The organism is Sphingobium vermicomposti, from assembly GCF_011762025.1.
In the GTDB taxonomy this organism is placed as follows: Bacteria; Pseudomonadota; Alphaproteobacteria; order Sphingomonadales; family Sphingomonadaceae; genus Sphingobium; species Sphingobium vermicomposti.
Genome location: NZ_JAASQR010000002.1, coordinates 806,349 through 819,450, shown reverse-complemented (window position 1 = coordinate 819,450; position 13,102 = coordinate 806,349). Strand labels below are relative to the sequence as shown.

Sequence of the window (13,102 nt, the reverse complement as noted above, 5' to 3'; positions counted from 1 at the left end):
TCAGCGGAAGTCCCAACCCTGCTGGCCGTGCTGGACGCTGTCCAGTCCGTCGGATTCATCCTGCACGCTGCCGCGCATGGGCAGGATGACGGAGAGGATCAGGGCGGCCATAGCCGATCCGATCATCGCCCACAAAGCGACGACGACGATACCGATGGCCTGCGATGTCAGCGCTCCGCCAAGGGTGATGGATGGTTCAAATCCTACGCCGCCCAGCGCGGGCAGCACCATCACGGGCATGAGCAGCATGCCGGTCAGGCCGCCCAGCCCGTGGACCACGAAAATGTCGGCCGCGTCGTCTACGCGGTTTGCGATCATAGCCTTGCCAGCGCGACATAGGATGACTGCCGCGATCCCGGTGAGGATCGCGCCGCCCATGCCGATCAGCGCTGCGGATGCCGATACGGCTACCAGCCCGGCCAGTGCGCCGGACATCACTCCGGTCGCGGTCGATCGGCCTCCCGCGATACGATCGATCGCCATCCATGTAAGGGCGGCTGCGCAGGCACCGAAATGGGAATTGAGAATGGCGGTGGCTGCATCGTCGGTAGCGCCCAGTGCCCAGCCGCCGACCACGCCCGCCCATCCCACCCAGGTCAGCGCGCCGCCCGCCATGCCGAGCAGCGGCGCATGGCCGCCGCCGGGCGAGGAGCGCCGCCGTCCGATGATCAGGGCGAGTGCGAGTGCGGAGAAGCCAGCGCTCACATGAATGACCAGCGCGCCTGCAAAGTCCATGACGCCAAGGCTGGCGAGCCAGCCGCCGCCCCAGACCCAGTGCACGACCGGCGCATAGACGAGGATCAGCCACAGGGGCGCGAGGGCCGTTATCCAGCCAAGGCGCGCCCGTTCCGCCAGTGCGCCGGGCAAGAGGCAGGCGGCGAAGATTGCGAGGCTCATCTGAAACAGGACGAATGCGGATTCGGGCACCGTCAGCCCTTCGCGCAGGGTGCCGAGCTGTGCCAGCAGGAGGTTGGCTCCGCCGCCCAGCCAATCGTTTCCGGGGGCATAGGCCAGGCTGTAGCCCGCTATCCCCCATGCCAGCGATACGCCTGCGGCGACGGCGGCGGTTTGGGCCGCGACCGCCAGACCGTTGCGGACATTGACCATCCCCATGTGGCGCAGCATCAGCCCCGGCAGGGCGACCAGCAGGACGAGGATGGCGCAGAGCATCATCCATCCCGTATCGCCGCTGTCCGCCGTCGCAACGACTTGCGCCCCGGCAGGTTGGGGAGCGGCGGAAAACAGGAAGAGGAGGAGCAGGCGAGCGAACATCATATATCCGGCGATCAGTTGACCTGCATGATTAGCCGCCGCCGGGTAAAGACTTTGATAAGCACAAGGGTGCGCGCTAATAGGCCTTTCCGCCGCACGATATCCGCCCGGTGCCGCGATTGCTGACCTGGCAGGCGGCTTTGCCGACAACGGTGATGTCGCCCGATCCCGATGCGGTGACCTTTGCCGTGACGTCGGCGGTGAGGGCGATGTTGCCGGGGCCGTCATTGCCGACCGTCGCCTGGCGCACATGCAGGTCTTCCGCCGCGACGGCGCCGGGGCCGTTTACCCGCACGACCGCCGTGCCCGCGCGTCCCGCCAGCGTTGCTCGACCTGCCCCGGCGAGGCCCAGATTGAGTTGATCGACATCGATGGCCGCCACGGTGATGTCGCCATTGCCGCCCAGGATGATGTCGCCGCGCTGCCCCTTGATCCGGCTTACCGAGACCGACCCGCCGCCGGTCAGCACGATGCGGCTGAGGTCGCCGGTCGACAGGCGCAGGGTCGCACGTCCGCCGCCCTTGTCGCCCGACGGGCTGCGTTCCAGCGATACCGTCAGCAAGCGGCCCGACACGTCGATGCGCAGGCGGTCGATCAGGCTCTGGTCGCCCTCTATCCTGGCCGATGCGCCTGCTCCGGTGGTGACGATGACCTCCAGCGGGGCGTCGACCCGGATCGCGCTGAAGCTGGTGATGGTGTAGCCGCGCGTCGCCGCAGACGCCGGTGGGGCGAGCAGCGCCGTGCCGAATGCGAGCCAGCTCGCCAGTCGCCTTGCCTTCATCATCGCCATTCGCTCCGCCAGATAAGCGCCTTGGCCCAGAGTGATAGCGTCCCGGTGGGGTGTCGCAAAGAGCGTTCGCGGCCATCGCAACCTTGATCGGTCCCCCATGGCGGCCTAAACCCCCGCGGATGAGCTATGCCCCTTATCCTGCGCTTCGTCTGCGGCGCACCCGCGCTGCGGCGTGGAGCCGCGCCATGTATGCCGAAAATCGCCTGCATCCCAGCGACCTGATCTGGCCGCTGTTCGTGACGGAAGGGGATGGGGTGCAAGAGCCGATCCTGTCGCTTCCCGGCGTATCGCGCTGGTCGGTGGATGGGATCGTCGCGCGGGCCAGGGAAGCACGGGACGCGGGGATTCCCTGCCTTGCGCTCTTTCCCAATACTCAGCCGGATCGGCGCAGCGATGATGGGGCGGAGGCGCTGAACCCCGACAACCTCATGTGCCGGGCCATTCGCGCGATCAAGGATGCGGTGCCGGACATCGGTATCCTGACCGACGTGGCGCTGGACCCCTATACGGCGCATGGGCAGGATGGGCTGTTGGATGAGGCGGGCTATGTCGTCAACGATGCGACGATCGATGTCCTGATCGGCCAGTCGCTGAACCAGGCGGCTGCTGGCGCTGACATCATCGCGCCCAGCGACATGATGGACGGCCGCGTCGGCGCGATCCGCGAGGCGTTGGAGGAGGAAGGCCATGCCAATGTGCAGATCATGGCCTATGCCGCCAAATATGCGAGCGCCTTTTATGGCCCGTTCCGTGACGCGGTGGGATCGGGCGGGCTGCTGAAGGGCGACAAGAAAAGCTATCAGATGGACCCGGCCAACAGCGAGGAGGCTCTGCGCGAGGTCGCCCTGGACCTGGCCGAAGGCGCGGACAGCGTCATGGTGAAGCCGGGGCTGCCCTATCTGGACATCATCGCGCGGGTGAAGGACGCGTTTTCCGTGCCTGTCTTTGCCTACCAAGTGTCGGGCGAATATGCGATGATCGAAGCTGCTGTCGCCGCTGGGGCAGGGGACCGTGACGCGTTGGTGCTTGAAACCTTGATGGCGTTCAAGCGCGCCGGTTGTTCGGGCGTCCTGACCTATCACGCGCTCCACGCCGCGCGCCTGCTGGGAGCCTGAGGCCATGACCGATCATTTGTCCGCCGATCATCCGGGCGCTACCATCCTGCCGTTCAACGGCAAGACGCCGGTCATCGACCCCAGCGCCTTCATCGCGCCGGGATGCCGCATCATCGGCGATGTGGAGATCGGGGCTGATGTCAGCATATGGTATAATTGCGTGATCCGCGCCGACGTGAACATCATCCGCATCGGTGCGCGGACCAATATTCAGGATGGCACAGTCGTTCATTGCGACAGCGCGACGCCCGGTAGCCCACCCGATGGATGGCCGACCATCATCGGCGAAGATGTGCTGATCGGCCATTTGGCGATGGTGCATGGTTGCATTTTGAAGGATCGCGCTTTCGTCGGGCTGGGCAGCATCGTCATGAGCGGGTGCACGGTCGAAAGCGATGCGATGCTGGCGGCCGGGGCGTTGCTGTCGCCCGGAAAGACTGTTCCACATCGTCAGCTATGGACCGGACGTCCCGCCAAATATGCGCGCGACCTGACCGACGAAACGCTGATTGCGATGCGGGAAAGCGTTGACCATTATGTCCATAATGGGAAGGCGCATAAGGGCGCGGTCAAGGCGGACGGGTGAGGGGTCGGTTTTTTCACCAGAGCGGAGAGTGGTTAACTGGGATCACGCCGTTCGGGCTGGCTGAAGAAGTAGAACCCTTCGACAGGCTCAGGGTGAACGGGGGGAGTGGTTTCGATTTGATGCCCGTTGATTCAGGCAATTAGGGCTGCGCCAGCGTGCTCTTCAACGCGTCGATGCGGTCATTTTGCGAATCCACCATCGCCAGGGCGGTTCTGCGCGCGGTGTCGATCTGTTCTGTGCCGCCGCTCGCTTTGCCATCGGCGATGGCGTTGGCGCGTTCGACATAGAGGACGTCCAGGCTGGCCAGCGCCGATACGCTGTCATTGCGCGCTGACTCCAGCGTACTGAGCGACGTTTGTGCCGCCACCCACGCCTCAGTGGAAACAGCAGACCCTGCCGCCGCCCGCACCATTCTTTCCGCCGTCGGATAGGCCTGGTCAAAGGCGGCAGCGCCCGCCTGCGCCTGACCAGCGAGCCGATTGACCTGTGTCTGCAAGGCTGGATCGGCTTGCGCCGGGATGGGCGCGGCGGCAGCTTCGCCCATTGGCGCATTTTCAATCGAGCGTTTGGCGAGCGAGGGATAGCCCGTCAGGGTTCCCGCGCAGCCGGACAGGAAAAGGGCAATGGAGGGCAGCAGCCGACGCAGCATCATAGGACAATCATCTAGGGAAGCTAAGTGCCGCGTGCAATGGCATCAACGCGCCAATGATGCCGCCGCCCGCGCCAGCGCTTCGATCTGGTCGGGATCGACCGGCCCCTTGGGCACGACCCAGCTGCCGCCGACGCATTTGATGAAGGGTTCTGCCAGCCATTTGGGTGCGCTGTCGGCGGTGATGCCGCCTGTCGGACAGAAGCGGGCTTCATGGAGAGGCGCGGCCAGCGCCTTGAGCGCAGGCAGTCCGCCCGATGTTTCCGCCGGGAAAAATTTGAAATGGGACAGGCCCATATCCATGCCGCGCATGATGTCACCCGCCGTCGCGGTGCCGGGCAGGAAGGGGATGCCAGCCGCAATCGCGGCCTTGCCCAGCGGTTCCGTAAGCCCAGGGCTGACGATGAAACGCGCGCCCGCTTCCATCGCGGCGTCCAATTGCGCGGGGTTCAACACGGTGCCCGCACCAACCACGGCGCCTTCCACCTGCGCCATTTCGCGGATCACATCCAGCGCGGCGGGGGTGCGCAGCGTCACTTCGAGCGCGGGCAGGCCGCCCTTTACCAGCGCCCGTGCGATTGGCAGCGCGTCTTCGACCCGGTCCACGACCAGCACGGGGATGACGGGTGCCAGTTCCATCACTTGCGCAACGGTCAAATTCATCACTTCGTCTCCCGAAAGGCGGCGGCTGCGCCATAAAGTCCAATTTCGTCATGCAAGGCGAGGCGGATCGGCACCGACGCCATCAGGCTTTCGAAGCGGCCCTTCGCGGTAAAGCGCCGGTGGAAGCCGCTTTGCGGCAGTAGCTCCCGCATCCGCTGGGTCAGGCCGCCCGCCAGGACGACCGTGTGGGGCCCGTGCGCCAGCGCCAGGTCGCCTACGACCGACCCGTAGCAAAGGCAGAAGCGTTCGAACGCTGCTCGCGCAAATTCATCCGTGCCGTCGATGGCGGCCTGCCACAGTTCGGCATCCTCCATCAAGACGACCCGGTCATGACCGATGGTCGCCATCGCCTTATAGATATTGTTGAGGCCCGGACCCGATACCATCCGTTCGGTCGATACCCGCAGGAACTTGTCGCGCAGATATTCCAGAATCTTGTCGTCAAGCGGATCGACCGGCGGGAAGTCCAGATGCCCGCCTTCTGTCGCGACGATATGGGGGATGCCATCGTCAAAGGCGATCATGGCAACGCCAAGGCCAGTGCCTGGGCCGACCACCGTGACGCCACCGTCACGCGGGAAGGGGCGATCCTGGCCGAACAATAGGGGCAGATTATCCTGCGGCAGACGCGCGACGGCGTGGGCGACGGCTTCGAAATCATTGACCAGCCTGAGCTGATTCAGGCCCAGTTCCTCATCCAGCGTGTCGGGTCGGATCATCCAGCTGCTGTTGGTGAGTTTGATGACGTCGCGCCCGATTGCCGTGGCGAAAGCAATGGACGCGGATTTTGGCAGGTCGTCGCCTTCCTCCTTCGCGAAGGCTGCCCAACAGGCTTGCAGACTGGAAAAGTCCGCCACCTTATATTTGCGCACCTTGCCCAGCGTCGGCACGTTGCGATCATCCAGCCGGGCGCGGGCGAAGCGAGCGTTTGTGCCGCCAATGTCGGCGGCGATAATGTCGGTCACGAGACCTCTCCATTTAGTTCGCCAGCATTCGCTGGCATGACAGGTGGGGTTAAAGTTCGGCTTCCATCGCCGCCAGCATCGCCGACGCGCCCTGTTCGGCAAGATCGCTGTGATGCCGGAAGAGCGCGAACAATTCCCGGCCCGTGTCGTAGGGCGGGGGTGGCGGCGTGGGTATTTCCCGTGCGTTCCATTCATCGGCGTCCACCAGCGCCTGGATCACGCCACTTTGGGCGCAGACCCGCACCATGTCGCCGTCCTTCAGCCGGGCAATGGGGCCACCGCCCAGAGCTTCGGGCGACAGGTGGATGGCAGCGGGGACTTTGCCCGACGCGCCGGACATGCGCCCGTCCGTCACCAGCGCGACGCGGAACCCCCGGTCCTGCAGGACGCCTAGAGCCGGGGTCAGCTTGTGCAATTCGGGCATGCCGTTGGCGCGCGGCCCCTGGAAGCGCATGACCACCACGACGTCCCGTTCCAGTTCCCCCGCCTTGAATGCGCGTAGAACATCGTCCTGGTCGTGGAAGATCGCGGCTGGCGCTTCGATGGTCCAGCGGTCCTGTTCAACCGCGCTGACTTTCATCACGCAGCGGCCCAGATTGCCGGCCAGCAGGCGCATGCCGCCGTCGGGGCTGAATGGATCGGATACCGGACGGACGATCGACAGGTCGCGCGAAGCCGGGACGTCGCGCCATTGCAGCGCTTCATCCTCGATCACCGGTTCCTTGCCATAATCGGTCAGGCCGTCACGCGCGACGGTCAGGATGTCGCGATGCAGCAATCCGTTATCCAGCAGTTCGCGAATGACGACCGACATGCCACCGGCTGCGTGGAAATTATTCACGTCGCCCGCGCCGTTTGGATAGACCCGCGCCAGCAACGGCACTGCGTTGGAAATTTCGGCGAAGTCGGTCCAGTCGATCATGATCCCGGCAGCGCGAGCGATGGCCGGTACGTGGATGGCGTGGTTGGTCGATCCGCCCGTCGCCATCAGCCCGACAATGGCGTTGACGATGGCCTTTTCATCGATGCAGTGGCCCAGCGGGCGATAGTCGTCGCCGTCCCACCCAATCGCCGCCAGCCGGTGGACCGCCGCCCGCGTCAGTTCGCTACGCAGCTTTGTGCCGGGATTGACGAAGGACGCGCAGGGCATGTGCAGCCCCATCACTTCCATCATCATCTGATTGCTGTTGGCCGTGCCGAAGAAGGTGCAGGTGCCTGCGCCATGATAGCTGGCGCTTTCGGATTCCAGCAATTCTTCCTTGCCGACCTTACCCTCCGCATAGAGCTGGCGAATCCGCACCTTTTCCTTGTTCGCGAGGCCTGAGGGCATCGGGCCAGCCGGGACCAGGATTGTCGGCAGATGGCCAAAGCGCAAGGCACCGATCAGCAGGCCGGGAACGATCTTGTCGCAGATACCCAGCAGCAACGCGCCTTCGAACATGGCGTGGGACAGCGACACCGCCGTCGCCAGCGCAATCGTGTCGCGGGAAAAGAGCGACAGGTCCATGCCTGCCTGACCCTGAGTCACGCCGTCGCACATGGCTGGCACGCCGCCTGCGACCTGTGCCGTCGCGCCGATTTCACGGGCGGCGATTTTGATCGCTTCGGGATAGCGGCCATAGGGCTGATGCGCGGACAGCATGTCGTTATAGGCGGTGACGATGCCAATGTTCATGGCCGATCCCGCGCGGATCGCCGGTTTATCTTCCCCACTGGCGGCAAAGCCATGGGCCAGGTTGCCGCAGGACAATTGCGTGCGGTTGGTGCCCGCGTCGCGCCCGCGTTCTATCAGGTCCAGATATTTCAGGCGTTGCCGCGCGCTGCGTTCGACAATGCGGTCGGTGACCTTGGCGATCACTGGATGAAGATCAGTCATGCCAGCTGGCTCCGTCTCGTTCGATAAGGGCAATGGCCGAAGACGGCCCCCAGTTCCCCGCCGCATAGGGCGAAGGTTTAATTCCTGCTTCCTTCCAGCCGTCGATGATCGAATCGATCCATGTCCACTGCGCCTCCACTTCATCGCGGCGGACGAACAGCGTCTGGTCTCCGGCAAGCAGGTCCAGGATCAACCGTTCATAGGCAATGCGGCGGCGCTGTCCGGCGAAGGCGGCGGTCAGCGACACGTCCAGCGTCACTTCCTCCAGATGCACGTCACGTTCCAGTCCGGGCCGCTTGCTCATGATGAGCAGTCGGATGAACTCTTCGGGTTGCAGGCGAATTATGAGCGTGTTCGGCTCAAGGCCCGACCCTTGCCCATCGCGGCCGAAGATCGAATGGCGAACGGGCTTGAACTGGATCTGGATTTCGGATTGGCGCGCCGGCATCCGCTTACCGGTGCGCAGGTAGAAGGGCACGCCCTGCCAGCGCCAATTGTCGATATAAGCCTTAAGCGCGACGAAGGTTTCCGTATCCGATGGGGTACCCAGTTCGTCGATATAGCCCGCGACAATCTCTCCCCCCACAGCGCCCGGCGCATATTGGCCGCGCACGCTGTGCGATTTGGCCGTGTCGCCGTTCATCGGGCGCAGCGAACGCAGCACCTTTACCTTTTCGTCCCGGACGGCGGTCGAATCCATGCGGGCAGGGGGTTCCATGGCGATGATCGACAGGATTTGCAGCACATGGTTCTGCACCATGTCGCGCAGTGCGCCGACGCCGTCATAATAGGATACGCGGCCTTCCAGGCCCACGGTTTCCCCGACGGTGATCTGCACATGATCGATGGCGGTGGCGTTCCACAAGGGTTCGAACATGACGTTGCCAAAGCGCAGCGCCAGCAGGTTTTGCACCGTTTCCTTGCCCAGATAATGGTCGACGCGGAAAATCTGGCATTCGTCCACCAGCGCGCCGATCCCGTTATTGACCACTTTGGAAGAGGCCAGGTCCTTGCCGATCGGTTTTTCCATCGCGACGCGGGTGGTGGGGGTGATGAGGCCGGCATCGGCCAATCCTTGCGCAGTGGGCGCGAACAGCGAGGGCGGCGTGGACAGGTAGACCGTCAGTCCCCGGTCGGCGCGTCCATCCAGCCTATCTGCGAGCTTTGCGAAATGGGCGGCGTTGCCCGATTCCACAGGCTGGTACAGGATGATCGCGCATAGCCGTGCCGCCACGTCCGCATCATAGCGGTCAGGGGCGATGAACTTTTGAAGCGCCTTGTCGATGTCCCGACGGAATGCGGCATCGTCCATCTCTGTCCGGCCAGACGCCATGATCAGAAAGTCATCGGGCAGGAGCCCGTCCGCCAGAAGATTGTAGAGCGACGGGAAGATCATGCGGTGCGCCAGGTCACCCGTGGCACCGAATAGCAGGAACGTGGCAGACGGATCGGTCAAAGGAAGCCCTTTTCCGTTGGAGTTTCAGGTCTGCACGAAACCGCCCATATACCGGCGAAGTTTCATGACGCAAGGACGCTATAAGCCATGTCGCAGCCGCGCAACGACCGAAGGTGAAATGATCTTGAGCAGGATCGGATTTTAGGCTGGACGCTGCCGCCCGATTTTGCCATTTGCGTGCAGCCATGACGCGGGCGTGGTGAAACTGGTAGACGCGCCGGACTCAAAATCCGGTTCCGAAAGGAGTGTCGGTTCGATTCCGACCGCCCGCACCATCTTCCTGATGGGAGGATGATAATTGACCGTAAAGCGGCGTTAATCGGCTGCTCTTTGCCTCTGCGCCTTGAACCAGGGGATCATCCGCGCGATTGCGTCTTCTACCTGGGTTGTGGCGATGGCGAAGCTGAACCGGATATGCCGCTGTCCGTCCTGGGGATCGAAATCGATGCCGGGCGCGGTCGCTACGCCTGTGTCGCGCAGCAGGCGCTGGCAGAAGGACAGGCTGTCATGGGTGAGGTGCCCCACATCGGCGTAGATGTAGAAGGCCCCATCGGGCGGCGCGATTTCTTGCAGGCCAAGGGTGGGCAGGGCCGCCAGCAGCAGTTCCCGGTTGCGCCGGTAGGTGGTGACATGGCCGTCCAGTTCTTCGTGGCAATCAAATGCTTTCAGCCCGGCATGCTGGGCGAGGGATGGGGGCATGAGGAACAGGTTGCCCATGCGCGCCCGCGCTGCTTCGACCAGGTCATGGGGAAACAGGACCCAGCCGAGCCGCCATCCTGCCATGGAGAAATATTTGGAAAAGCTGTTCACTACGACCGCGTCCGGCGCATATTCCAGCATGCTGTGGGCGGGAGCCCCATAGGACAGGCCGTGATAGATTTCGTCCGAGATGATCCTGATCCCCCGCGCCGCGCAAATGTCCGCGATGCGCGCCAGTTCTTCGGGCGGGATGATGGTCCCGGTGGGGTTCGCCGGGCTGGCCAGGATCAGCCCCTGCGGCGGCGGGTCGATGGCGGCCACCGCCGCTGCGCTGATCTGGTAGCGTTCCGCTGGTCCGCAGGCGACCTCCACCGGCTCCAGATAGAGGGTTTTGAGCGTGTTGCGGTAAGCGACGTAGCCGGGGCGGGCGATCACGACGCGGTCGCCCGGCGTGAACAGGCTGGTCAGCGCTAGGACAAGGCCGGGGGATGCGCCGCAGGTGAGCAGGATCTGTTCCGCATCGACCGCCACGCCATGACGCTCCCGATAATGGAGGGCGATGCGTTCTTTGAGCGCGGGGCTTTCCCAATAGCCCATCGGATCGCTTTCCAGCACCCGATGCGCTTCCGCGATGGCCGCTGCCGGAGCGCCGGTTGATGGTTGACCAAACTCCATGTGCAGGATCGATCGTCCCTCTGCCTCCAGCCTGTGGGCTTCACGGCTGATGGCGATGGCGTGGAAGGGATCAATCTGGGCGACCATGGGCGCTATTCGCTGATCCAGGCTTCCACCGACACGGCGTTCTGGTTCAATGCGAGTCGGATCGGCAATTCTTCGACCGGCCCGCCCGCCAAAGCGCGATCATAGACGGATTTTTTCGCCGGGCCGCCAATTTGCAGGAAGATGTGTCGGCTGGACAGGATCGCCTTTGCGGTCATCGACATGCGCTGGTGCGGCGCGGCGGGAGGTGTTGCCGCCAGTGTCAGGGCGCTGGTGGAAAGGCCGTCGGCCAGTTCGTCCCCTTGGGGGAATAAAGATGCGGTATGCCCATCTTCGCCCATGCCCAGCAGCACGATATCGAGCGGCCAGGGCAGGCGGCTGAATGCAGCTTCGCATTCGGCCTGACCGGCATAGGCGTCGGCAGCGTCATTCTTCATGCCAACGAAGCGGGCCTTGGCTGCTTTGCCCTGGAGCAGCGTTTCGCGGATCAGCCGTTCATTGCTGTCGGCGTGGTCAGGCGCGACCCAGCGTTCGTCCACGAGGGTGACGATGACCTTTTCCCAATCAAGCTCTGCCTGCGACAGCGCTTCCAGCACCGGGCGAGGCGACCGGCCCCCGGACAAGGCGATCGTCGCCACGCCGCGCGTTTCAATTGCGTCGCCAAGGACCACCGCTATCCGGCGCGCCATGTCCGATGCAGCCAGTGCGGCGTCGATGAAAAGATGTTCGGTAGGCATGGGTCAATTCTCTTCAGGAAGGGTGCAGATGTCGATCCAGCGGGCGCTGGTCAGCTCCGCCAGTCGCTCTGGCATCAACTCGACAGACGCGGTTCGCGATCCGGCGGCGGGAAATACCGTATCGAAATCCCGCAGGGATACATCGCAATATATGGGGAGGGGCGTGACGAGGCCAAAGGGGCAGACGCCGCCGACGGGATGGCCGGTCAGCGCTTCCACCTCTTCACGTCCCAGCATGCGCGGCTTTGCGCCCAACGCGGCCTTTGCCTTGCCGTTGTTCAGCCGGGCATCCCCCCTTGCGACGACCAAAGCGACTTCCTGGCCGATCCGCAGCGACAAAGTCTTGGCAATGCGACCGGGTGTGACGCCGAGTGCATCGGCAGCCTCCGCAACCGTGGCGGTGCTGGCACCCTGGTCGATGATCGCCACATCGGGGGCATGAGCGGAAAAGAAGGCGCGGACCGACTCCTCGCTCATTCGCCGCGAATTTCGCTCAGCTTGCGTTCCCATGCCAGGGCGTGAGTCACGATCTGGTCGAGATCGGCATAGCGCGGCTGCCAGGGAAATTCGGCCATGATCGCGCGATTGTCGGAAATCAGCGCGTCCGGGTCGCCTGCGCGCCGCCCTTCCATCCGCCGGTCGATTTTCAGGTTTGTCACCCGATCGACCGCGTCCAGCACTTCCAGCACGGAAAATCCCCGGCCATATCCGCAGTTGAGCAGATAATTCTTGTCCGGCGCAGCCATCAGGGCGTCCAGCGCGAGCACATGAGCCGCCGCCAGATCGGTCACGTGAATATAATCCCGCACGCCGGTGCCGTCGGGCGTGTCGAAGTCCGTACCGAATACGGAAACGGCCTCACGCTTGCCCAGCGCTGCTTCGACAGCGACCTTGATCAGATGCGTCGCGCCTGCGGTCGATTGCCCGGATCGCCCTGCGGGATCTGCCCCGGCTACGTTGAAATAGCGAAGCGCGCAGAAATTCATGGGATGCGCCGCCGCGACGTCCCGCAGCATATATTCGGTCATCAGTTTCGACATGCCATAAGGATTGATCGGCCGTTGCGGCGTTGTTTCCTTGACCGGGCTTTCTTCCGGGATGCCGTAGGTGGCGGCGGTGGAGGAAAAGATGAAATGCGGGACGCCGACCGTCACGACGCTGTCGATAAGGTCGCGAGTCTTGGCGCTGTTGTTATGATAATATTTGAGCGGATTTTCGACCGATTCCGGCACAACGACCGATCCGGCGAAGTGCATCACGGCCTTCACCGCATGTTCGCGCAGAGTCTGCTGCATCAGCGAATGGTCGGCGATGTCGCCTTCGACGAAGGTCACATCTTCAGGCACGGCCCAGCGAAAACCCGTCACCAGATTATCGACCACCACCACGCCATAGCCCGCGTCGCGCAACGCCAGAACCGCGTGGCTGCCGATGTAACCGGCGCCACCTGTGACCAGAACCGTCGGCTTTCCGTTCATATATGTCTCGCTTTGTCTTGGTCCCTATGCCCCTATAATGGCAGGAGACCGCCTCCGTGGAATATTGGAAGGACGGCCTAACCGACGAACGCGATG

Annotated in this window: 13 protein-coding genes and 1 tRNA gene; 3 read left to right on the top strand and 11 right to left on the bottom strand. The window is 63.7% G+C overall.

The window, feature by feature from the left end; translation table 11 throughout:
* Complete coding sequence (locus tag FHS54_RS08820) at positions 1–1,275, bottom strand: ammonium transporter (RefSeq protein ID WP_167303405.1); 1,275 nt, start codon at positions 1,273–1,275, stop codon at positions 1–3.
* A 73-nt stretch (positions 1,276–1,348) separates the two neighbouring features.
* Positions 1,349–2,056, bottom strand: coding sequence for a head GIN domain-containing protein (locus FHS54_RS08815; RefSeq protein ID WP_243855687.1), 708 nt, complete (start codon positions 2,054–2,056; stop codon positions 1,349–1,351).
* A 125-nt stretch (positions 2,057–2,181) separates the two neighbouring features.
* On the opposite strand from FHS54_RS08815, the gene hemB reads away from it, so the two are divergent.
* Positions 2,182–3,177 (top strand): porphobilinogen synthase, encoded by a 996-nt coding sequence (gene hemB, locus FHS54_RS08810; RefSeq protein WP_167303403.1) that lies wholly within the window; start codon positions 2,182–2,184, stop codon positions 3,175–3,177.
* A gap of 4 nt (positions 3,178–3,181) precedes the next feature.
* Complete coding sequence (locus FHS54_RS08805; protein ID WP_167303402.1) at positions 3,182–3,763, top strand: gamma carbonic anhydrase family protein; 582 nt, start codon at positions 3,182–3,184, stop codon at positions 3,761–3,763.
* A gap of 139 nt (positions 3,764–3,902) precedes the next feature.
* Here FHS54_RS08805 and FHS54_RS08800 read toward each other — a convergent pair whose 3' ends face one another.
* From FHS54_RS08800 to zwf, 5 genes are read right to left on the bottom strand one after another with little or no spacing between them, the layout of a single operon-like run.
* The gene (locus FHS54_RS08800; RefSeq protein ID WP_167303401.1) at positions 3,903–4,415 is read right to left on the bottom strand and encodes a hypothetical protein; all 513 of its coding nucleotides are present in this window, start codon (positions 4,413–4,415) and stop codon (positions 3,903–3,905) included.
* A gap of 42 nt (positions 4,416–4,457) precedes the next feature.
* Positions 4,458–5,075, bottom strand: a complete 618-nt coding sequence (gene eda / locus FHS54_RS08795) for a bifunctional 4-hydroxy-2-oxoglutarate aldolase/2-dehydro-3-deoxy-phosphogluconate aldolase (RefSeq protein WP_167303400.1) — start codon at positions 5,073–5,075, stop codon at positions 4,458–4,460.
* A complete protein-coding gene (gene glk, locus FHS54_RS08790) occupies positions 5,075–6,040 on the bottom strand; it encodes a glucokinase (protein ID WP_167303399.1) in 966 nt (321 codons plus the stop codon). Before glk ends, eda begins: the two co-directional genes overlap by 1 nt.
* A gap of 49 nt (positions 6,041–6,089) precedes the next feature.
* Positions 6,090–7,916 (bottom strand): phosphogluconate dehydratase, encoded by a 1,827-nt coding sequence (edd, locus tag FHS54_RS08785; RefSeq protein ID WP_167303398.1) that lies wholly within the window; start codon positions 7,914–7,916, stop codon positions 6,090–6,092.
* Complete coding sequence (gene zwf, locus FHS54_RS08780; RefSeq protein ID WP_167303397.1) at positions 7,909–9,372, bottom strand: glucose-6-phosphate dehydrogenase; 1,464 nt, start codon at positions 9,370–9,372, stop codon at positions 7,909–7,911. The genes edd and zwf overlap by 8 nt, the downstream gene beginning before the upstream one ends.
* Before the next feature lie 190 nt (positions 9,373–9,562).
* On the opposite strand from zwf, the gene FHS54_RS08775 reads away from it, so the two are divergent.
* A tRNA-Leu gene (locus FHS54_RS08775) sits at positions 9,563–9,647 on the top strand.
* 40 nt (positions 9,648–9,687) lie between these two features.
* Here the strand turns inward: FHS54_RS08775 and FHS54_RS08770 are convergent.
* The 4 genes from FHS54_RS08770 to galE are packed head-to-tail and all read right to left on the bottom strand — an operon-like array spanning position 9,688 to position 13,006.
* Positions 9,688–10,833: a pyridoxal phosphate-dependent aminotransferase gene (locus tag FHS54_RS08770; RefSeq protein WP_167303396.1), complete on the bottom strand. Its 1,146-nt coding sequence runs from the start codon at positions 10,831–10,833 to the stop codon at positions 9,688–9,690.
* Positions 10,834–10,838: 5 nt separating this feature from the next.
* Complete coding sequence (pgl, locus tag FHS54_RS08765) at positions 10,839–11,528, bottom strand: 6-phosphogluconolactonase (protein ID WP_167303395.1); 690 nt, start codon at positions 11,526–11,528, stop codon at positions 10,839–10,841.
* Positions 11,529–11,531: 3 nt separating this feature from the next.
* Positions 11,532–12,005, bottom strand: a complete 474-nt coding sequence (locus tag FHS54_RS08760; RefSeq protein WP_167303394.1) for a YbaK/EbsC family protein — start codon at positions 12,003–12,005, stop codon at positions 11,532–11,534.
* On the bottom strand, positions 12,002–13,006 hold the full coding sequence (galE, locus tag FHS54_RS08755) for a UDP-glucose 4-epimerase GalE (protein WP_167303393.1): 1,005 nt from the start codon (positions 13,004–13,006) through the stop codon (positions 12,002–12,004). Before galE ends, FHS54_RS08760 begins: the two co-directional genes overlap by 4 nt.
* Between the last annotated feature and the right edge of the window lie 96 nt (positions 13,007–13,102).